20 protein-coding genes, 2 tRNA genes and 1 riboswitch are annotated in these 20,703 nt (G+C 62.9%); of the genes, 11 read left to right on the top strand and 11 right to left on the bottom strand.

What is annotated here, in order from left to right; all coding sequences use genetic code 11:
* Positions 1–2: 2 nt before the first annotated feature.
* The 10 genes from ACQ4W7_RS27985 to ybgC all read right to left on the bottom strand — a co-directional run bounded on the left by ACQ4W7_RS27985 (position 3) and on the right by ybgC (position 7,033).
* Positions 3–1,133 (bottom strand): sensor histidine kinase, encoded by a 1,131-nt coding sequence (locus tag ACQ4W7_RS27985; protein ID WP_436534957.1) that lies wholly within the window; start codon positions 1,131–1,133, stop codon positions 3–5.
* A 194-nt stretch (positions 1,134–1,327) separates the two neighbouring features.
* Positions 1,328–1,403 (bottom strand) — tRNA-Lys (locus ACQ4W7_RS27980).
* A gap of 88 nt (positions 1,404–1,491) precedes the next feature.
* Positions 1,492–1,567, bottom strand: a tRNA-Lys gene (locus tag ACQ4W7_RS27975).
* Positions 1,568–1,634: 67 nt separating this feature from the next.
* Positions 1,635–2,393 (bottom strand): tol-pal system protein YbgF, encoded by a 759-nt coding sequence (ybgF, locus tag ACQ4W7_RS27970; protein WP_436534955.1) that lies wholly within the window; start codon positions 2,391–2,393, stop codon positions 1,635–1,637.
* 135 nt (positions 2,394–2,528) lie between these two features.
* Entirely contained in the window at positions 2,529–3,050 is a 522-nt protein-coding gene (gene pal, locus ACQ4W7_RS27965; protein ID WP_034786578.1) for a peptidoglycan-associated lipoprotein Pal, read from the bottom strand.
* 43 nt (positions 3,051–3,093) lie between these two features.
* On the bottom strand, positions 3,094–4,368 hold the full coding sequence (gene tolB / locus ACQ4W7_RS27960; RefSeq protein ID WP_426074849.1) for a Tol-Pal system beta propeller repeat protein TolB: 1,275 nt from the start codon (positions 4,366–4,368) through the stop codon (positions 3,094–3,096).
* Positions 4,368–5,390 (bottom strand): cell envelope integrity protein TolA, encoded by a 1,023-nt coding sequence (gene tolA / locus ACQ4W7_RS27955; protein WP_436534953.1) that lies wholly within the window; start codon positions 5,388–5,390, stop codon positions 4,368–4,370. The genes tolB and tolA overlap by 1 nt, the downstream gene beginning before the upstream one ends.
* A gap of 48 nt (positions 5,391–5,438) precedes the next feature.
* The gene (locus tag ACQ4W7_RS27950) at positions 5,439–5,879 is read right to left on the bottom strand and encodes an ExbD/TolR family protein (protein ID WP_242428498.1); all 441 of its coding nucleotides are present in this window, start codon (positions 5,877–5,879) and stop codon (positions 5,439–5,441) included.
* A gap of 15 nt (positions 5,880–5,894) precedes the next feature.
* Entirely contained in the window at positions 5,895–6,584 is a 690-nt protein-coding gene (gene tolQ, locus ACQ4W7_RS27945) for a protein TolQ (RefSeq protein WP_071324706.1), read from the bottom strand.
* Positions 6,585–6,631: 47 nt separating this feature from the next.
* Positions 6,632–7,033 carry a tol-pal system-associated acyl-CoA thioesterase gene (gene ybgC / locus ACQ4W7_RS27940; RefSeq protein WP_426074783.1) on the bottom strand — a complete coding sequence of 134 codons (402 nt, stop codon included), beginning with the start codon at positions 7,031–7,033 and terminating at the stop codon, positions 6,632–6,634.
* Between the two features lie 315 nt (positions 7,034–7,348).
* A riboswitch (ZMP/ZTP riboswitch) is annotated at positions 7,349–7,475 on the top strand.
* Positions 7,476–7,586: 111 nt separating this feature from the next.
* On the opposite strand from ybgC, the gene glyA reads away from it, so the two are divergent.
* From glyA to ACQ4W7_RS27885, 11 genes are all read left to right on the top strand, one after another.
* On the top strand, positions 7,587–8,831 hold the full coding sequence (glyA, locus tag ACQ4W7_RS27935) for a serine hydroxymethyltransferase (RefSeq protein WP_426074782.1): 1,245 nt from the start codon (positions 7,587–7,589) through the stop codon (positions 8,829–8,831).
* Between the two features lie 143 nt (positions 8,832–8,974).
* Positions 8,975–9,439: a transcriptional regulator NrdR gene (nrdR, locus tag ACQ4W7_RS27930; RefSeq protein WP_102122546.1), complete on the top strand. Its 465-nt coding sequence runs from the start codon at positions 8,975–8,977 to the stop codon at positions 9,437–9,439.
* A 254-nt stretch (positions 9,440–9,693) separates the two neighbouring features.
* Positions 9,694–10,278 carry a type IV pilus modification protein PilV gene (gene pilV / locus ACQ4W7_RS27925; protein WP_436534950.1) on the top strand — a complete coding sequence of 195 codons (585 nt, stop codon included), beginning with the start codon at positions 9,694–9,696 and terminating at the stop codon, positions 10,276–10,278.
* A gap of 5 nt (positions 10,279–10,283) precedes the next feature.
* Positions 10,284–11,252 (top strand): PilW family protein, encoded by a 969-nt coding sequence (locus ACQ4W7_RS27920; RefSeq protein WP_436534948.1) that lies wholly within the window; start codon positions 10,284–10,286, stop codon positions 11,250–11,252.
* A gap of 12 nt (positions 11,253–11,264) precedes the next feature.
* Positions 11,265–11,909 (top strand): pilus assembly PilX family protein, encoded by a 645-nt coding sequence (locus tag ACQ4W7_RS27915; protein ID WP_436534946.1) that lies wholly within the window; start codon positions 11,265–11,267, stop codon positions 11,907–11,909.
* On the top strand, positions 11,906–15,847 hold the full coding sequence (locus ACQ4W7_RS27910; protein WP_436534944.1) for a pilus assembly protein: 3,942 nt from the start codon (positions 11,906–11,908) through the stop codon (positions 15,845–15,847). Before ACQ4W7_RS27915 ends, ACQ4W7_RS27910 begins: the two co-directional genes overlap by 4 nt.
* Positions 15,848–15,935: 88 nt before the next feature.
* Positions 15,936–16,427 (top strand): type IV pilin protein, encoded by a 492-nt coding sequence (locus ACQ4W7_RS27905; RefSeq protein WP_426074777.1) that lies wholly within the window; start codon positions 15,936–15,938, stop codon positions 16,425–16,427.
* Between the two features lie 3 nt (positions 16,428–16,430).
* Entirely contained in the window at positions 16,431–17,000 is a 570-nt protein-coding gene (locus ACQ4W7_RS27900; RefSeq protein WP_426074776.1) for a GspH/FimT family pseudopilin, read from the top strand.
* A 71-nt stretch (positions 17,001–17,071) separates the two neighbouring features.
* Positions 17,072–18,145, top strand: a complete 1,074-nt coding sequence (gene ribD, locus ACQ4W7_RS27895) for a bifunctional diaminohydroxyphosphoribosylaminopyrimidine deaminase/5-amino-6-(5-phosphoribosylamino)uracil reductase RibD (RefSeq protein ID WP_436534975.1) — start codon at positions 17,072–17,074, stop codon at positions 18,143–18,145.
* Between the two features lie 33 nt (positions 18,146–18,178).
* Complete coding sequence (locus ACQ4W7_RS27890; protein ID WP_436534941.1) at positions 18,179–18,814, top strand: riboflavin synthase; 636 nt, start codon at positions 18,179–18,181, stop codon at positions 18,812–18,814.
* Positions 18,815–18,923: 109 nt separating this feature from the next.
* On the top strand, positions 18,924–20,195 hold the full coding sequence (locus ACQ4W7_RS27885) for a hypothetical protein (RefSeq protein ID WP_436534939.1): 1,272 nt from the start codon (positions 18,924–18,926) through the stop codon (positions 20,193–20,195).
* On the opposite strand, the gene ACQ4W7_RS27880 is transcribed toward ACQ4W7_RS27885, so the two are convergent.
* A complete protein-coding gene (locus tag ACQ4W7_RS27880; RefSeq protein ID WP_282408699.1) occupies positions 20,192–20,617 on the bottom strand; it encodes an OsmC family protein in 426 nt (141 codons plus the stop codon). The two genes, ACQ4W7_RS27885 and ACQ4W7_RS27880, sit on opposite strands and share 4 nt — an antisense overlap.
* Between the last annotated feature and the right edge of the window lie 86 nt (positions 20,618–20,703).

The following is a 20,703-nucleotide window of genomic DNA, read 5'->3' as shown; positions in this document are numbered from 1 at the left end:
CGCTAAATGGACATGCCGGCAAATGGCCTGCTGTCGAGCGGCACGTCGATCGTGAATGTCGTGCCGGTTTCCGGCGCGCTGTCGACGACGACGCTGCCGCCATGGCTATGCGCGACACTGCGCACGAAGGGCAGGCCGATGCCCCAGCCGCTGGCCTTGTCGCTGTCCTCGCGTCGCAGATACTCGAAAATGCGCTCGCGGTTAGCCGAAGCTATCGGCGCCCCTGAATTATGCACTGACAGCATGATCCGCTCGTGGGCCTGCACCAGGTGGATGCGTATCGGTCCACCGTCGCCATACTTGATCGCATTGCCTGTCAGATTTTCTATGGCGCGTCGCATGGAATTGGGGCACCAGTAGCCCACCACGCTTTCCCCCGTCAGTTCGCATATGGCAGCGCCGCTGTCGTTGATTTCGCGGCACACGGCCTTGGAGATCGCAGTCAGATCGGTCCGTTCTATTGCCAGCGGCAAGTCCTGCTGCTGGTCGATGCTGAGTGCTTCGAGCAATTCTTCGACCATGTCATTCAGGCGCTTGCCATTTTCCAGGATACGGGCTGTCGTCAGGCGGCTCTGTTCGCTTGTATCTGCGCGCAGGCTTAACACGCTGGCGCCGTTCATGATTACCGACAGCGGCCCGCGCATGTCGTGTGACAGGGCGGCGGCGATCCGGTGGCGCAGCGACTGGTGCACTTCCGTGAAATTCTTGACCGCCTCGCGCACGGCGCGGTCGATGGAAGTTTGAAACACGCTCCACTGCGCAGCGTCCAGTTCGATGCCCTTTTCAGTCATCACATGAATGAAGGCGTCGCGAAACAACTGGTATTCGTGGATGACCTGCTCTGGCCCGTAGCTTGTCATGCGGGCACGCTCGTCGCCATGCACGCCCGCAATATTGGCGTGGCTATCAGCCATCGCGCGGGGATAGTCGGGCGTCATGGCCTGGGCCAGGTTGTCGTAAAAGATGGGCAGGGTATTGATTAGTATGGGGTAGGGCAGGCGCCGCGCCAAGTCCACATTGGCCCGCGTTTGCTGGCTCCAGCGTGCAATGACGTCGTCGCGCAGCGCAATGAGCCGGCGCGACATTGATGACAAGCCCCTGCCGTCGGAATTCTGATCGGTCGCTAGTGTCATTGCTGCTGTTTCCGTAGAATGGCGCGCGGCATGGCGCTGCCTTGTTGTCGTCGTTTCATGATGTTACCAGAAGGCGCAGCCCGGCAAAAATTAACTTTCGCAGGCTGATGGGGGGGCGCTGAAAAGCGCAGCGATTTTGTTTCACACTGAAAACAAAAAAGCCAACCGCGAACGGTTGGCTTCTTCATAGTATTTGGTAGGCCGTGCGGGATTCGAACCTGCGACCAACGGATTAAAAGTCCGCTGCTCTACCAGCTGAGCTAACGACCCAAAAACTTGTACAACAACTTCGGTAACACTGTGCCGTAAAAAAATGCTTGCTAGAACAACTCGCAAGCAGATCAGTACTGCGTATTCGTGGTAGGCCGTGCGGGATTCGAACCTGCGACCAACGGATTAAAAGTCCGCTGCTCTACCAGCTGAGCTAACGACCCGAAGAAGGAAGATTATAGGGGGTGCCCGGGATTCTGTCAAACCTAACGGGCAACTTTCTCCCCGCTTTTACTTTTTGCCGCCTCGTTCCTTGGCGGCCTGGGCCGCGCTGGAGTCCGGGTAGCGCGAGATCAGCGCGTTCAGGGTCTTGGTAGCGTTCGGCTTGTCTTTCAGCTCCGTGTAGCAGCTGGCGATGTTGAGCATGGCGTCGGGCGCCTTCGGGCTGTCCGGATAGTGTTTCAGCACTGCCTGCTGGGCCGTGATGGCGCTCTTGCAGTCGCGCTGGGCATAATAGGCATTGCCCAGCCAGTATTGCGCGTTGGCCGCGTAGGCCGATTCCGGATAGCGTTTCACGAAGGCGTCCAGGGCAGTGACGGCGCCCTTGTAGTCGCCCGACTTGAACAGGCCGAATGCAGACTCGTACGCGCTTTGCTCGGACACGCCCACGGCCGCTTCCTGGCCATCGATGGTGACCTGCCGCGGTTCGAGCTTGCGCAGGCGCGCGTCGATATCGGTGTAGAAATCCTTTTGGCGCTTTTGCGTATTCGCCAAGTCGTTGCCCAGTACTTCGATCTGGCCGCGCAGGCGGGCGATCTCTTGCATGGTCTGGTCATGCTGGTTGATCAGGCTCAAGGTGCTGGTCTTGTCCGCCTTGGCATCGATGCGGCTGTTCAGGTCGCGCGCCATGGCGTCGACCTTGGCGCGCAGCTCCAGGATGGCTTTGCGTGCTTCATCGTCGTCGAACAGGGCGGCGTTGGCGTGCAGGGGCAGGTAGGCAAACGCGGCCATCAAGGCGGCGGCGACGCCGGCTTTCGAGAATGTCATCATGGGTCGGGCTTTCAAAGGTTACGCAAAACATGCAAACGGGGCGCCGGGCGGTGAATCACCGCGCTGCGCCCCATTATTATGCCTATGACTGGCCAGTTAGGTAAGCGTCAATGCTGCTGCGCTCACCCGTCAACATCAATAAACGATGTCAGCGCGGCGGTTTTCAGCCCATGCTGCTTCGTTGCTGCCTTGTGCTTTAGGCTTTTCTTTGCCCAGCGACACGGCTTCCATTTGGCCTTCTGGCACGCCCAGGGCGGCCATCGACTTGCGCACGGCTTCAGCACGTTTCTGGCCCAGGGCCAGATTGTACTCAGCGCCACCGCGTTCATCGGTGTTACCTTGGATCAGGATCTTGCGGCTAGGCGTTTTCACCAGGTAGCCAGCGTGGTTTTGCACGACTGGGGTGTCCGCTTCGCGCACGACGTATTTGTCGAAGTCGAAGTAGATGCTGCGGTTAGCCAGCACGCCTTTTGGATCGTCCAGTGGATCGACCGATGCGGTCGTCACTGGCTGAACTTGACGGGTGTCAACTGGTGCAACGACTTTTTCAGGAGCGCGCTCAACCACTGGGGTTTCTGCTACTTTGACTGGGGTGCTGCAGGCGGACAGCAGGGCTGCGGTAGCGGCGATGAAAGCCAAGCTTTTAAAATTACTCATTTTTATTCTCCGGGTCATGGTTAAAGGTGAAACTGTACAGCATTTACTTCATAAAAGGACCCCAGGTGGGCTCCTTGATATTGCCAGCTTGCGTAGTCAAACGCTGTTTGACGCGGCCATCCACCGATACCACTGCCAGCGACTTGCGTCGTCCGGATTCGGTCGCGTACATGATATATTTCCCGTTGGGCGAAAAGCTCGGTGATTCGTCGTTGGCGGTGTCCGACAGGCGCAGTTCCTGGCCACTAGCCAGGTCGAGCGCGTAGAGCTGGAAATTGCCGTCGCGACGGGAAATATAAGCGAGAGTCTTCCCGTCGGAGGAAATCCGCGGGCTGATGTTGTAGGAGCCGCCAAACGTCACGCGCTTGGCTTCGCCACCGCTGGTCGACATGCGGTAGATTTGTGGTCCGCCGCTACGATCGCTGGTGAAGTAAATGCTGAGTCCATCGGCCGAGAATTGGGGTTCCGTATCGATGCCGCTGCTGTTGCTGACGCGGCGCAAGCCGCTGCCGTCGGCATTGACGGTGTAGACCTGGGTATGGCCATCGCGCGACAGGGCCACGGCCAGGCGCGAACCGTCCGGGCTCCAGCTCGGCGCCGAATTGCTGCCTTTTTCATTCGATACGATGGTGCGCTGGCGCGTCACCAGGTTTTGCACGTAGACGATGGGCTTTTTCTTTTCAAACGAGACATACGCTACCTTGGTGCCGTCCGGCGACCAGGCAGGTGAAATGATCGGCTCGTTCGAGCGCAGGGCGACCTGGATGCCTTCGCCATCGGCGTCGGCCACTTCCAGGCGGTATTCGCGGCCCGATTGCGTGACGTAGGCGATGCGCGTGGCGAAGGCACCCTTGACGCCCGTCAGCTTTTCATAAATGTCGTCGGCGATCTTGTGCGCCAGCAAGCGGTTGAACTGCGGCGCGGCCGCATTGTTCATGCTGGAAATTTGCGCGCCCTTGATGGTGTCGAACAGCTTGTAGCGCACGTCCAGGCGGCCATCGGCCATGCTTTGCACGCTGCCGGCAGCCAGCGCGTCGGCGCCGCGCGACTTCCATTGCTCGTAGCTGACGGGCGCCGTTTCCGATACGGGCGCATCGGCGTCGATCAGCTTGAACACGCCGCTGCGCGCCAGGTCGGCCTTGATGATGCCAGATAACGATTGCGGCGCTGCCGATTCATTGACAAAGCTGGCGACAGCCACCGGGATCTGGTTGCTGCCGATCCCTGTAATCTCCACGCGCAGCTGCGCCTGGGCGCTTGACGCTCCCAGCATCAGGCTGGCACAGAGCACGACATAGCTCATTTTTTTCATGGTCATCATTTAGGCAAATCCTTCATCTCGAATATGAGTTCAATCTCGCGTTCCACGGTGCCGTCTTTTTTCTTCGGCAGTGGCGACGATTTGTTAATGGCGTTTTCCACCGAGCTGTCATACGCCGGCAGGCCGCTACTTTTAATCTTTCGGACCGAAATAATTTCCCCAGTTGGCAGTTGCTCGATCTTGAACACGGCGCGCGGGTTGCCCGGCATGTCCGTGCTACCGCTGTACGCGATATTGCTCTTGATCTTGCTCGTCAGGGCAGCGACATAGCCGCTGTCCTTGCGTGGCGCGGTCGTTTTCGCGGCCGTGCCCGTTGTGCCGGCGCCCGCCGCACCCGTGATGCGGCTCATTTCCTCAGCGCGCGCCTTGTCGGCGGTTTTTTTCTCTTCCGCCGCTTTTTTTGCCTTGGCAGCTTTTTCCGCCGCCGCTTTTTTATCGGACAGTTCTTTTTCGGCTTTTTCTTCCGCCGCTTTCTCTTTGGCTTCCTTAGCTTTTTCCAGCTTGTCGGCCTTTTCTGCCTTTTCTTTCTCCAGCTTGTCAGCCTTGTCTTTTTCTTTCTGCTTCTGTTTTTCCAGTTCGCGCTTTTCTTCCTCGCGTTCCTTCTGTTCCTGCTTGCGGCGCTCTTCGACTGCCGCTTTTTCCTTCTCTTCCTTCAGCTTGGCCTTCTTGCGTTCCAGGGCGATCTCCGCCTCGCGCAAGTCGACCTTCGGCTCGGGCGCGGCCACCGGCGGCGGTGGCGGCGGGGCCGGCTGTTCCACTTGTGGTTTCGGCGCTGGCGCCGGTGTCGGCTCCGGTTCCGTCGCCACGTCGGGCGGTGGCGCGGCCGTCTGCACTTTCAGGTCCCATACTTCCGCTTCGACGGCGACAGGTTCCGTATTTTGCCAGTGTACGCCCACCCACAGGAAAAACAGCAGGCCAAGGTGCATCGCCAACGCCAGGCCCAGCGAGGGCCAGCGGCTGCGTTCGCGCGGCACGCTGTAGGGCTTGCCGAGTACATGGTCGATTTGTTTGGTCTGCAAAGTCTAGTCTATCTAAAAACGGTCAAGTCTGGAAACAGGGTGCTGCGCTTACTTGGTGGCCAGGCCGACGCGGGTAATGCCCATCTTTTTCGCTTCCGAAATGAGCTGGATCACATCGTCGTACTTGCTTTCCTTGTCGCCCGCAATCATCACGGGATAGTCGGGATTGCTCTCGTGCAAGCCGCGCAGCTTGCGCAGCAGCGCGTCGCGGTTCGGTTCCGTTTCCGGCGACAGCTGTTCCTTGCCGATCACGCCGATCGACAGCGAACCATTCGGTTTCAGCACGATCTGAATATAGTCATCGGGCGGTTTGGCCGATCTTTCCGCGTTGGGCAAGTTCACCACGCTGGGATTGTTCGACGATGGCATCACCATGAAAATGATCAGCAGCACCAGCATCACGTCGATATACGGCACGACGTTGATCTCGGATTTGAACTTGCGGCCACGGCCGCCGCGCATGCCGCCGCTATTGAATGAAGAACCCATGGACGCTGCTCCCTCTTAGCGCGACTGGCGCTGCAAGATGTTGGAGAATTCCTCGACGAAGCTCTCGAAGCGGATCGCCAGGCGGTCGATGTCATGCGAAAAACGGTTGTAGGCGACGACGGCGGGTATCGCCGCGAACAGGCCGATGGCGGTGGCGATCAGCGCTTCGGCAATGCCTGGCGCGACGGCGGCCAGGGTAGCTTGCTGCACGTTGGCCAGGCCGCGGAAGGCGTTCATGATGCCCCAGACGGTACCGAGCAGGCCGATGTACGGCGAGACGGAGCCGACGGAAGCGAGGAAGGCCAGGTGCGATTCGAGCACGTCCATTTCACGCTGGAAAGCGGCGCGCATGGCGCGGCGGGCACCGTCGAGCACGGCGCCGACGTCCAGCGCTTCGCGCGAACCGTAGGAAGCCTTGCCCTTGATGAATTCGCCCATGCCGGCGTCAAAAATACGCGCCAGCGCGCCGCTCTGGTCGCGGTTGCCGTTGGCACTTTGATGCAGCGCATGCAGGTTGCCGCCGGCCCAGAAGCTGCGTTCGAATTCGATGGTTTGCTTGCGCGCCTGGCGTACGGCAAACATCTTGCGGAAAATGTAAGTCCAGCTGGTCAGGGAAATCAGCAGCAGCAGGGCCATGATCAGTTGCACGATCAAATGGGCATTGGAGATGAGCGCGAGGAAAGAAAGATCTTGTGTAACGTTCATTGGCTGGCAGTCTGTTGGGTGAATTGTCCGGGGGTGGCGGGTAGGGCTCAGGCGGCGCGCATGCGGGCCGCCACTGCATCAGGCACGGCGCACGGGCGCAATGCCGAGTCGACGCAGCCGATTTTGACGCGGGCCGTGTTCAGCAGGCGCTCGCCGCACCAGGCTTGTTGCAGGAAAACAATGGAGGCGCGCCCCATTTTTTCTATGCTTAATGTTAATCTTACCGTGTCATCGAGCCTGGCTGGCGCATGATAGTCGGCGTTGACGCTTTTGACAACGAACATCGCGTCGTGCTGTTCCAGCAATGCCTGCTGGCCCACGTCGATGGCGCGCAGCCATTCGGTCCGCGCGCGTTCGAAGAATTTCAGGTAATTTGCGTAATAGACGATGCCGCCGGCGTCGGTGTCTTCATAGTAGACACGGACGTTCCAGGTAAAGACTGAAGGCATGTTTATTGCGCCAGTAGTGGGATTGAGCAACATTTTACGCGATTTTTCTTCTTGTGACTGTGGGCGCTTGCTGGATAGCCATGCAAAAGCTGCATATAAAATGCACCGCAGTATAGTAAATCCAGGGTACACAATGGCAAGCTTCGTAACATACGCTTACATGCCGTGGCCAGGTTTAAGTTCAGCTTAAGAGCCGCAGTCTTGCCCCGGGGCGGCTTGTGGCCGTGCCTGGGCTGCTTTGGCGCGCGGCGATTATAGCCGTACGCTTGCATTCCTTGCTCAATTTGGGCACTTAACTTACAATTTGCATTCCATTACGTCTCACGTAACTGGCGAAAAGTCGGAGCGATCCCCACATTGTGGCGGTCGGCAAACCGGCGAAAGGTGGGCACCCACCGGGAAACGTGAGATTTTTCATCAGCCGTTCGCCTGGGTAGCCACTATGGAAAAGCACGAAGAGGCTGCCTATCCAATGTTGTTATTCACTTAACGTCGGCTCCCCTCATTCGATCCAACCTGCCAGTACAAGCACCCTCATACTTGGAGTTTTTACATGTTTGCAAAAGATCATACCCTCGCCAACGTCGATCCTGAATTGTTCGCCGTCATTCAAAAAGAGAACACGCGCCAGCACGACCACATCGAACTGATCGCGTCGGAGAATTACACCTCGCCGGCCGTCATGGAAGCGCAAGGTTCGCAGCTGACCAACAAGTATGCCGAAGGCTATCCAGGCAAGCGCTACTACGGTGGCTGCGAATTCGTCGACATCGCCGAGCAACTGGCCATCGACCGCGTGAAAAAACTGTTTGGCGCCGAATGCGCGAATGTGCAGCCGAACTCCGGCTCGCAGGCAAACCAGGGCGTGTTCTTTGCCATGCTGAAACCAGGCGACCTGATCATGGGTATGTCGCTGGCCGAAGGCGGCCACCTGACCCACGGCATGCCGCTGAACATGTCCGGCAAGTGGTTCGACGTGGTGTCGTATGGCTTGACGGCGGAAGAAGACATCGACTACGAGGCGATGGAACGCCTGGCCCGCGAACGCAAGCCGAAACTGATCATCGCCGGCGCGTCGGCATTTTCGAAAAAGATCGACTTCGAGCGTTTCGGCAAGATCGCCAAGGAAGTGGGCGCCTACTTCATGGTCGACATGGCCCACTACGCGGGCCTGATCGCCGCCGGCCTGTACCCGAACCCGGTGCCGTTCGCCGACTTCGTCACCTCGACCACACATAAATCGTTGCGCGGCCCGCGCGGCGGCATCATCCTGATGAAGGCTGAACACGAAAAAGCCATCAATTCGGCCATCTTCCCTGGCATCCAGGGCGGCCCGCTGATGCACGTGATTGCCGGCAAGGCTGTCGCCTTCAAGGAAGCGCTGAGCCCTGAATTCGTCGAATACCAGAAGCAAGTGATCAAGAACGCTGACGTGCTGGCGAAAACCCTGATCAAGCGTGGCCTGCGCATCGTGTCCGGCGGCACTGAATCGCACGTCATGCTGGTCGACTTGCGCGCCAAGAACCTGACGGGCAAGGAAGCCGAAGCCATCCTTGGTTCCGCGCACATCACCTGCAACAAGAACGGCATCCCGAACGACCCGCAAAAACCCTTCGTCACCTCGGGCATCCGCCTGGGCAGCCCGGCGATGACGACGCGCGGTTTCAAGGAAGCGCAAGCGGAAGAAGTGGGCAACCTGATCGCCGACGTGCTGGACAATCCGCATGACGCCGCCACCATCGAACGCGTGAAAGCGGCCGTGAAAGTGCTGGCTGACGCGCACCCGGTGTACGCATAATTATTTGTCCAGAATGTGTCATACAGAGTAAGATTCTGTCTGACACATTCCAGTCGTGCCCAAGGGCGCCCGGAGTGATTCGGGCGCCCTTTGTACAAGGGCGGCGATTTCCCTCATTATTACTATAAAGTTGTAGCCAGCTCATGAAATGTCCATTTTGCCAGCACGGCGATACCCAGGTTCTCGATACGCGCGTATCGGAGGACGGGGATGCCATTCGGCGCCGCCGCCGCTGCGGCAAATGCGACAAGCGTTTTACCACCTACGAACGCATTGAACTTATCATGCCAGCCGTCGTCAAAAAGAATGGCAGCCGGACGGAGTTCGCTGCGGATAAGTTGCGCGGCAGTTTGATGCTGGCCTTGCGCAAGCGTCCCGTCGCGGCCGCCTCCGTGGATACGGCCATCGCATCCATCCAGGAAAAATTGCTGACCAGCGGCTTGCGCGAAGTCGATTCCGGCTATATCGGCGAACTCGTCATGCAGGAACTCAAGCGTCTGGACAAGATCGCCTACATCCGCTTCGCCTCCGTCTACAAGAATTTCGAAGACCTGGCCGAGTTCCAGGATGCGATTGCCGAAGTGGGGCAGGCGCGCAGCAAACCCTGACGCTCACCTGACGTTCACTTTGTCGAAGATGGGGCCGGTTGTGCGCCCCGTTTTCACCACGCCAGCGCTCGGCTGGCAAGCCGCCTGATCAATCCAGGCGTTTTTTTCTCCTTCACTTTCTCCCTCTCTTCCTTCTTTTCTCGGCGACGTTTGCGCTGCCTCATGCCTGCGTTTCTGCGCGCGCCTATCGTGTAGCTGGGCCGGGCGTCCGCGCGGCTCCAGTCCGGTTTTCATTCTCTCAGCAGGAGAAGCTCATGCATAGCGGCGCGCGTGGTCCCATGGATGGCAGCAGCCTTGTCGAGGTGCTGGTGTCGCTGCTGCTGTTGGCGCTGGGTCTGCTGGGTGCCAGTATCCTGCAACTGAGCGCCCTGCGCGCGCGCCATGAATCGGCGCTGCTGTCGGCGGGCGTGCAACTGGCCGCCGGCATGGCCGAACGCATACGCGCGAACAGCGTGCTCATGCATGGTCCCGATGTAGGCAATTCCTACCTGAACGTGGCCTACGCGGCGGCGGACGGCGCCGACGCTGGCGGCGGCGCTCCCGACTGTTTCGGCGCTGCCGCCTGCAGCGCGGCCGAGCTGGCGCAATTCGATATCGCCGAATGGAAACAGCAACTGCAATCGGTCTTGCCTGGCGCGCGCCTGCGTATCTGCCGCGACGCGCCTGCCTGGGATGCCGCCGCCCAGGGCTTGCCTTGGGCGTGTAGCGGTGGCAAAGGTGCGCCCATCGTCATCAAGCTGGGCTGGCGCGCCCGCTTGCCCGATGGCTCGCCCGCCGTGAATGCGGCAGGCGAGTCGCTGCCCAGGCTGGCATTCCAGCTGGGCGGAGGCGGCGCATGAATGGCATGCCTAACGCATGGCGCCGGTATCGGGGCATGAGCCTGATCGAGTTGCTGGTGGCCCTGACTCTGGGCGCGCTGCTGATGCTGGCGGCCAGTACCATGCTGCTGGCGGCCAGCGGCAGTTATGGCGACCAGTCCGCCAGTGCGCGCCTGGACGACAACGGCCGCTATGCGCTCGACAGCATCGCCCGCGCCGTGCGCCAGACGGCGTATGTGAATTGGGACAGCAGCGCCGCGCCCGTCGCCCATGCCGCGCACGACAGTGCCAATATCGCCGGACTCGACGCGCACAGCCTTGGCAAGAACAGTGAAGGCATCAGCGGCGCGCTGCCCTACGCCTTGCATGGCAGCGACGTGCTGGCCCTGCGCTATTACGGCGCCGGCAAGGAGGCGGGCGGCGACGGTTCCGTGCTTAATTGCGCCGGCTTTGGCGTGGGCGCCGCGCAAACGGAGGCGCAGCGGGGCTGGAGCATTTTCTATGTGGCGCAAGGTGCCGATGGCGAAGGCGAGCTGCGCTGCAAATACCGTGGCGCGAACGGCTGGGGCGCGGACGCCGTCATCCGTGGCGTTGACGGCTTTCAGGTGCTGTATGGGCTTGACACGGATACGCTGCACGATGGCTTGGCGAACCAGTATGTCAATGCCAGCGCGCTCGACGCCTACGATGCGGCGCTGGTGCTGGCGGGGGCGGATGCGGCAGCGCGCCAGCGCGATTTTCACCGGCGCACGCACTGGAAGCGCGTGGTCAGCGTGCGCGTGGCGCTGCTGTTGCATGGCGAGGCGGGCCAGCTGGACAAGATGGCGGAACTGGGGCCGGCGCAATTCGACCTGTTCGGCAAGGCGTATGCCGAGGCGCACGGCGCCGGCGACACGGGCGTACGCGTCGCGCGCGCGTCCTTGCCCGCGGCAACGCGCGCCAGGCTGCGGCAACTGGTGCAGGCGAGCATTATGCTGCGCAACGGGCCGGCCTAGGCGGGCGCCACGATGGCTGGCACGGGCGTCCGCTGTCGCGTAGTTCGTGTACGCCATGGTGGCGCCACCCTCGTGTATGTGCTGTGCTTGCTGGTGATCATCCTGCTGCTGGGTATATCGGCGGCGCAGATGGCCTTGCAGGGCGAAAAGGCGGCACGCGGCGAACGCGACCGGCAAATCGCGTTTCAGGCGGCGGAGGAGGCATTGGTGGATGCGCAGAACGATATCGAAGGCTTGCCCGGCGCGCCGGGACGCAGCAGCCTTTTCGCATCAGGCAGTGCGGCAGGGTTCGCGGACGATTGCGGCGAGGCAGGCGCACTGGGCTTGTGCCTGCCCGCAGCCCCGGATGCGCCGGCGCTCTGGTTGAGCATGGACCTGGATGGCGCCGAAGGGACTAGCCGCGCGGTTCCATACGGCCAGTTTACGGGCGCCGCCATGCAGACGGGGCAGGGTTTCCTGCCGTCGCGCCGGCCCCGCTACCTCATCGAATTGCTGCCGTTTCATCCGCCGGGCGCGCAGGCGGCGGTAGTGGCCGGCGGTCTGGCCACGGAAAGCTATGTATACCGCATCACGGCCATCGGTTTTGGCGCGCAGGAAAGCACGCAAGTCGTGCTGCAAAGCTACTACCGCAAGCAGGCGGCTGGAGCGGGGCCATGAGGGCGTTGTCATCCGCTTTGCCGTCCGCTTTGCCGTCCGCGTTGCTGCGCGCAGGCCGCGTCTGGCGGCTGTTGGTTGGCCTGACTTGCGGTGGCGTCCTGGCGGCCGGCGTCCCTGCGGACGCCGCCTCCACGGTGGCGCTGGCGCGGGCCGACGCGGGCTTGCACGGTGCGCGCGTGCCGCCGAACCTGCTGCTCAACCTGTCCCTTACACATGCGGCCGCCGCCGCCGCACATGGCGGCGACTATGCGCCGCAGCGCGAGTACGCCGGTTACTTTCATACGCGCATGTGCTACAGCTATCCGTATCGCAGCAAGGATGGCGCCATGCTGCCAGACTTGCGCGTAGCGACCGCTTACTTCTCCGTGTTAAAGCCGGCCGATGCGCTGCACGGCTGCGGCGGCGATAGTTTCAGCGGCAACTTTCTCAACTGGGCCAGCGCCAGCATGCTCGACATTGTGCGCTATGCCTTGACGGGCGGCGACCGCGTCATCGACGAAGTGCGCAAGACGGTGCTGCAGCGCGCCTATCTGCCCGACGCCGACGGCCCCATCGATTTCTTTGCCCATCCCACCTTTTTCCCGCGCAAGGTCCTGCATGCCAACGTGGCGGCGGCGACACCGTTTGCGCTGGCACAACTGGCCATCGTTTCCTGCCGCAACCGCCTGCTGTTCGGTGATGCCAGCCTCAGCCAGTCTGCGGGCGGCAGTTGCGACGCGCCAGGCTTTGCTGCCACGTACGGCGTATTCCTTGCGCGCGTACGCGTGTGTGACGCCGATGAAGGGCCGCTGCGCGACGACTTGTGCCTGGCGTATGGCAAGAACTACAAGCCGGTGGGCGCCGTGCAGCGCCATGGCGGCAGGGTGCGCGTGGGCGTGTTTGGCCACTTGAACGGCATGCCCGCCAGCGCCGGCCCCGTGTATGGCGGCGTGCTGCGCGCGCCGCTGGCCCACGTAGGCAGGCAGCGCTGGAGCGCGCCCGATTTTTTGCCGCAAGACAATGCTGACGCCGAGTGGAATCCCGCCACTGGCGTATATATAACCCAAACTGCGGCCCAAGCTGTGAACCAAACTGTGGCCCAAACTGCGGGCCCTGGCGGCGCGGTGACCGCTTACATCAATGGCCTGGGCCGCAGCAATGCGGGGCATCCCGGCGGGTACGCCAGGGCGGCGCCGCTGGCCGAACTGTTGTACGAATCGCTGCGCTACCTGCAGGGACGGCAAGCGAGCGCCGTGGTGCTTCCCGCCACGGCCCCACCTGCCATCGACGACGGCTTGCCTGTCGTGACGCAATGGAGTGACCCGCAGACGGCCAGTTGCCAACGCCACATCGTCGTCAGCCTCGGCGATGCGGGCATGGCGGGCGACCGTTACGTGCCCGGCAATGTCCCGGCGACGCCCGCATCAAACGGCGACCGTGCTCGCGCCGCCGATGGTTTCGTGTCGCCGCCGTTCGATGCGATGGCTTGGACGCATGCGGTGGGCAGTCTGGAAAGCGCCGGCGCACAGGGCAATCCCGCGCCACGTCCCGAACTGGCCGCACTGGAACTGCTGGCCGACGCAATGGGCGGCGCCAGCTACCATGCGGCGGGCCTGGCCTACTGGTCGCATGTGCAGGCGCTGCGTCCTGGCGCCAAGAACGACGGCGTTGCAAAGGTCGAGCACTATGCGGGCGACTTGCGCCAGGGCGACCCGGCCAGCGTGCCCGCCGCCACCCCTTTATTGTTGGGGGCCAAATATGGCGGCTTTCTCGATACAAACGGCGATGCCAACCCCTACAAGAGCGCGGCGGGCAGTGCGGTAGACGAGTGGAGCCTCGATGGGCGCTGGCCTAGCCATTACCTGCCCGGCAGCGATCCGGCCGCCCTGATCGCGGGATTGCGCGCAGCTTTCGTGGTCGCCGACAAGGGCAGCTTGCCGGTGACGCTGGCGGGGCCGGCGCTGATGGCGCTGGCCAGCGGCGCGGAAGAGGCATACTGGTTTCAGACGCAGATGCGCCTGGCCGATGGCAGCATGACCTTGTCGCGCACCGCGTTTGCCGTGGGAGCCGATGGGACACTACTTCCCGGCAAGCCATGGTGGCGCGCCGGCGGCCGTGATAAACCCGTGCCGGATGGCACGCCCGCGTCCTTGCGTCCCGTCTATACGCTCGACGCCAAGGGCAGCCTGATGCCGCTGGCCTGGAACCGCCTCGACGCGGCGCAGCGGGGCGCATTCGACGGCGGCGATGGCCGGGGCGAGGCGCGCCTGGCGTATCTGCTGGGCAAGCGCACGCACGAGGCGGGCCAGCCAGGCGGCTTCCTGCGGCGCCGCGCGGGAAGCCTGGGAGCGGCGCCGCATGGTAATTTGCTGTACGTGGGCGCGCCGGGGCTGGGCATGCCGGGCGCCGACCATGGCTTGCACCGCAAGGTGTTGCTGCAACGGCGCAGAATGCTGTACCTGGGCGCCAACGACGGCTTGCTGCATGCGTTCGATGCGCGCACGGGCAGCGAATTGTTTGCCTATCTGCCGCAAGCGTTGCTGCACGCCGCGGCAGCCACTGCGAGCACTCACTACAGCCCCGGCCCGCTGCTCGACGGCGCGGCGGCCACGGCAGAAGTGCTGACGCTGGGGCGCTGGAAGACGGTGCTGGTGTCGGCCATGGGTGGTGGGGCGCAAGGCGTGTTTGCGCTTGACATCACCGACCCGGCCCGCTTCGCGCAAGACGGGGCGTTGTGGGAATTTACGGATCGTGACGATAAGCTCATGGGCAATGTGCGTGCGCCACCCGCTTTTGCCCGCATCAATATGGGCGGCAAGGAGGGCGCTGTGGCCTACCGCGATTTCGCCATCGTCGCCAGCGGCTACAACAACCATGTTGATGACGGCAAGGACACGATGGCGCCCGCATCGGCGGCCGCCATCTTCTTGCTGGCGCTGGACAAGGCGCCCGGTACGCCCTGGTTGTTAGGGAGTAATTACTTCCGCCTCAAGGTGCCCGTGGTCAGCGGTGGCGATGGCGGCCATGGCGCTGATGCGGGTGGCGATGCGGACGCCATACACCACGCGCTGGGCCCGCCCGCCGTGGTGCCGGGCGGCGACGGTGCGCTGGCGTATATGTATGCGGGCGATTTGCAGGGCAATATCTGGCGTCTTGACATGGTTGGCGGACCGCCGTGGAAAGAGGGCCAGGGGCGCAAGCTTGTCTTTGTTGCGCGCGATGCGCTGGGCCGGCGCCAGCCCGTGACGCAGCAACTGACAGTGGCTTACGCGCCCGGCGGCGGCTATGTGCTGCTGTTCGGCACGGGCAAACTGCTCGAAGCGGCCGATACCTGGCCCGCCGCCTTTCTGTCGCAGTCGTTTTATGCCGTGCACGACGATTTGCGCGATGCGTCCCCTACGCGCAGCCGGGCCGGCCTGGAGCGGCGCAGCCTGGGCGAGGCGGTGGGTGGCGTGCGCGTCGATGGTGCCGAACTGCGCTATACGGGCAGCGACGCCAGGCACGGCTGGTACCTCGATTTTCTCAATCCCGCGCAGACGGGCGAACGCAGTGTCAGCAGTCCCGTACTGGCCGCCGGCAAGGTGCTGTTCAACACTGTCCTGCCGGGGCGCGATCCTTGTGCCAAGCCCGCCACGCGCCTGTACGTGCTCGATGTGCTGAGCGGCTTCGCCGCTGATGGTAGTGGTGTCGTGCAGGCGGGCGAGCAGACGGGGCGCTTGTTCGATGGCCTGGCGCGGGCACCGCCGCTGGCGCTGGAACTGAACAGCACGGTGGGCGCCGTCACGGCCGCAGGGCGTGCCGAGGGGCGCAAGGAACTGGCCGTGCTGCAACCGGGCTTGCCCGGTGCGGCCAGCGGGGCGGGACTCAAGGCCGTCAGCGCACCGCTGCCAGCGCGGCGCCTCAGTTGGCGCGAAGTGGCGAACTGGCGCGAATTGCACGAGGCGGCCAAGAAGAAATAGGCGCCGGCATGGTTGGCATGTCGACAGTGAATGACGCACGGGCCGGCGCATCGCATCGGCTGGCGCTTTTTGGAGAAGGGGGCGTCGCATGGGTGCGCTGGCGAGGCGGAACTGGTCCGCTGCAAACGGTGGCGGCCTCCGCGGCTTCAGCCTGATCGAACTGTTGGCTGCGCTGGCGATCATGAGCCTGCTGCTGGCGCTGGCCGTGCCTGCATATCACGGTCATGTCGTACGCGCCAAGCGCGTGCAGGGGCAGGCGGCCCTGCTGCGGCTGATGCAGCAGCAGGAGCGCTATTATTCGCAAAACAATCACTATCTCGCATTTTCCTCGGCCTCGCCGGCGCCGCCATTTCCGTGGTGGTCCGGCGACGGGCCGGCTGCCAGCGCGGCCGGCAGCGCGTATGAAATCGAGGCGCTGGCCTGTCCCGGCATGCTGATCGGGCAATGCGTGTTGTTGCGGGCCATGCCGGGCACGTCCAAGGTCGATACACAGTTCCAGGATGCCGATTGCGGCGTCCTCTCCTTGAGCAGCATGGGCCAGCGCGGCAGCAGCGGCCCCGCCAGCCATTGCTGGCCCTAGGCCATGGCGACGCACAAGCATCTACCTCGGGCGGGGCATACCCTGCTCGAATTGCTGGCAGTGCTGACGATGGCCGCGCTGTTGGCCGCCGCCGCCATGCCCGGCTTGCAGCAGGTGCTGGCGCGCCAGCAGGTGCGCGCGGCGGCCACGGACTTGTTTTCGGCCATCGAATTGACGCGGGCGCAGGCGATGGCGCGCGGACAGCGCGTGCTGCTGATGCCGGCCGGGCCCGGCGGCACGGACTGGGGCACGGGCTGGTTGGTCTTTATCGACCGCAATGCCAACCTGGCGTTCGACGACGGCGACGAATTGTTGTTCCGTCAGGGGCCGCTGCCGGCGGGCGTCACGGCCCAGTTCGCGTTTTCATCGGCCACGGCGCCGTTTTATATCGCCTACAATGGCGCAGGACGCAGTTGCAGCGCGAGCAATAGCTTGGCGGCGCGCTGGGGTACCTTGTCCCTGACTTTGGGAAAGCAGGTGCGCCATATTAAAATCAATATGCTGGGCAGGGTGCGCGTGTGCGACCCACAGCAGCAAGCGAGCAATTGCAGCGGCGTGGCCGACAGTTCCTAAGCCGACTTATTATCATTCACTATCATTCATTATCAAAGAAGCCCGTGGAAATACTCAACGATATCGATGGCATGCGCCTGGCGCTGGAATGGGCGGCGCGCGGTTTGTACACGACCTCGCCCAATCCCCGCATCGGCTGCGTGATCGTCAAGGATGGTCAGGTGATCGGCGCCGGCGTGACGCAGGCGGCCGGGCAGGATCATGCAGAGGTGCAAGCGCTGGCGAATGCGGCGGCGCGCGGCAACGACGTGCGCGGCGCCACGGCTTACGTTACCCTGGAACCGTGCAACCACCATGGCCGCACGCCACCCTGTTCCGATGCGCTCGTGCGCGCGGGGCTGGGACGCGTCGTGGCCGCCATGACGGACCCGAATCCGCTGGTGGCGGGGCAGGGGCTGGCCAAGCTGCAAGCGGCCGGCATCGCCGTCACCACCGGCGTGCTGGCGGACGAAGCGCATGAAATGAATATCGGCTTCTTTTCGCGCATGCAGCGCGGCAAGCCATGGGTGCGCCTGAAAACGGCAGCCAGCCTGGACGGCATGACCGCCTTGCACAATGGCCAGAGCCAGTGGATCACGGGGCCGCAAGCGCGTGCCGACGGCCATGCTTGGCGCGCGCGCGCCTGTGCCATCCTGACAGGCATCGGCACGGTCAAGGCCGACGACCCGCAATTGAACGTGCGCGCCGTCGAGACGCCGCGTCAGCCGCGCCGCATCGTCATCGACAGCCGGCTCGACATCAGCCTCGATGCACGCATCTTGCAGGGAGGCGGCACGTGGATCGTGGCGGCCGTTGCCAACCCGGAAAAGGAAGCGCAGCTGCGCGCCCTGGGTGCGGAAGTCATCTTGCTGCCGAACGCGGCCGGCAAGGTCGACCTGGCCGCGCTGATGCTGGAACTGGGGCGTCGGCAATGCAATGAAGTCCATGTCGAGGCCGGCTCCAAGCTGAACGGTTCGCTGATCCGCGAAGGCTGCGTCGACGAGCTGCTGGTCTACTTGGCACCCACCTTGCTGGGCGATGCGCAAGGCATGTTTGCCTTGCCCGCATTGACGGATCTCAAACAGCAGCGCACTTTGCAATTTCACCAGGTTCAGCAAGTGGGCGAAGATGTGCGTATCCTTGCAAGATTCGCCCAGCGCAATTAATACTTTCACACTTTTAACTATAGGGTTAGCTCCATGTTTACAGGAATTGTTGCCGCCATCGGCAAGATTGAAACCGTGCAAGCACTCGACGGCGGCCTCGATGCCGGCGTGCGCCTGAACATCCACGCGGGCGGCTTGCCACTGGCCGACGTGGCCCTGGGTGATTCGATTGCCATCAATGGCGCCTGCATGACGGTGGTGGAAAAGTCGGACACGGGTTTTGCCGTCGATGTCTCGCGCGAAAGCCTCAATTGCACCGTGGGCCTCGATACCACCACGGAAGTGAACCTGGAAAAAGCGCTGACCCTGGCCGAGCGCCTGGGTGGCCACCTGGTGTCCGGCCATGTCGACGGCCTGGGCATCGTGCGCAAGTTTGAAGCCGTCGGCGAATCGTGGGAACTGGTCATCGAAGCGCCGCACGAACTGGCGAAATACCTGGCCTTCAAGGGTTCCGTCGTCGTCAACGGCGTGTCGCTGACCGTCAACAGCGTGGAAGACCTGGGCGCAGGGGCCGTCAACGGCTGCCGTTTCTCAATCAACCTGATTCCGCACACGATCGCCATGACGACTCTGAAACACTTGACGGTCGGTGGCGAGGTGAACCTGGAGATCGACCTGATCGCCCGCTATGTCGAACGCATGCTGTCGCTGGACAAGGTTGCTGCTTGATATAAGAACACAGCACTAAACGCAGCACTACAGCCTCCGCCTCGCCAAGCGTGTGTTGCTTTTCTATCAGACGCGCATACTATGAAGCTTTCCGCAGTGGAGGCTAGCCATGGACCCGATTTCGCGCGCTACCGTGCCCAACACCATCCCGGTCACGTCCCGCGTGGGCGCAACGGCACCTCTAGCACCGCTGGCGCCGGCGTTGCCCGTGCCGTCGTCCAGCGCAGCGGCGGCCCTGGCCATGCTGTCCTCGACCCAGGTCGATATCTCTCCGCTGGGGCAGTTCTTGTCCGGCGTGGCCTTGTCGCGCCGGCAACTTCTAGCCTTGCAGGGTGCCACGGACGAAGCCAGGGCGGCGAATACCCCCGTGAATGTCAATGACGACTTGCTGGCGCTGGCGCGACAGCTGACGGAATCGTTCGCCCAGCTGCAAACGAGCGGCATCGATGCCAGTCAGCTGGCGGCGGCTGGCGACACGCCGGGCAGTCTGGCGCAGCGCTACGATTTGCTGTCGGGCGACGGCACCACGGATGCGGCGGCCGCGCTGGCGCAAGACGGCAGCTTGCTCACGCAGGCACAGCTGGCCCGCATCGGCATCGATTTGCGCAATGAAGATGTTAATGCCACAACTTTGCAGGCCGCGTATGCGGCCGACAGCCATGCCACCCTGGATGCCTTGCAACAAGGAACGGATGTGCTGGCGCAGGTGGGCGCCGTGCTGGTCCAGCGGCAGGGCGCGCCGCTGGCCGCCGTTGTGGTAGCGGATTTGACGGGTGAAGCACTGCCGGCCAGCGCTGCGCAGGCCTCGCAGCCGCAAGCTGTCGACCTGGCGCCACCGCAGACGGACGCCATTGCGCAGCGGCAGCGGGAACTGCAACAGCAACTGGAAGCGGAAGAGCTGAACCTGGACTTGCAGGAGTTGCGGCAGCCGTCGCCGGCAGCCGTCACCATCGATGAGCAAGACTTGCTGCAGGCGCAGCGGGTAGACAACCAGCGCGTGGATGCCCAGCGCATCGACAGCGAACGCATGAATACCGATCAGCAGGCGCAGCAGGAGGAGGCCGCGCGGGCGGCCCGGGCGGCTTCCGCTCGGACGCAGTCATTGGCGCAAGCGGACGCCGGCCTGGCGACGGCGCAAGCCCAGCTGGCCCAGAAAAATGCGCAGGCGCAAGAGCTGGCTGCGCAAAACGCGGGCCAGGCCGTGCCGCCGCCTTCATCGCAAGACCCGGCCGTGGCGGCGGCCATCGCCGCGTATAACCTGAACAATGCAGCCCTGAATCCCGGCTTGATGAACCGGCCAATGCCTGCCAGCGATTCGCGCCTGCCGCTGGTGGCGCCCGTCGCTGCCGTGGAACCCGTCAAGCCCGTGACGAAAATCTAGGGCAGCAGGGTAGCGTCCAGGGTAATGTTGGCTTTTAGCAGCTTCGATACGGGGCAGCCGGCCTTGGCCTTGCCCGTCAATGCCTCGAATGTTGCCTGGTCGGCGCCCGGTATCTTTGCTTTCAGGATCAGGTGAACGGCCGTGATGGCAAAGCCGTCGTCCACCTTGTCGAGGGTCACTTCGGCCGTCGTTTCCATCTTTTCCGCCGTCAGGCCCGCTTCGCCGAGGATCAGCGACAGGGCCATGGTGAAACAGCCCGCGTGGGCGGCGCCGATCAGTTCCTCGGGATTGGTGCCGGGCTTGCCTTCGAAGCGGCTGGCAAAGCCGTAGGGATATTCCTGCAAGGCACCGCTGCGCGTGCTGATGGCGCCCTTGCCGTCTTTGATGCCGCCTGACCAGATGGCCGATCCGTTGGTTTTCATATTGCCGCTCCTGTGTGGGGTGTCGTTGCGAGTGGGGCGTCAGCGCCGTGGCGGTGACTGGCTGATCTTATGCTCTTTGCAAGGCC

Source organism: Janthinobacterium algoris, from assembly GCF_051380935.1.
Lineage (GTDB): Bacteria > Pseudomonadota > Gammaproteobacteria > Burkholderiales > Burkholderiaceae_D > Janthinobacterium.
The sequence above is the reverse complement of the archived record's forward strand: the minus strand, read 5'-3'. Positions and strand labels throughout refer to the sequence as shown.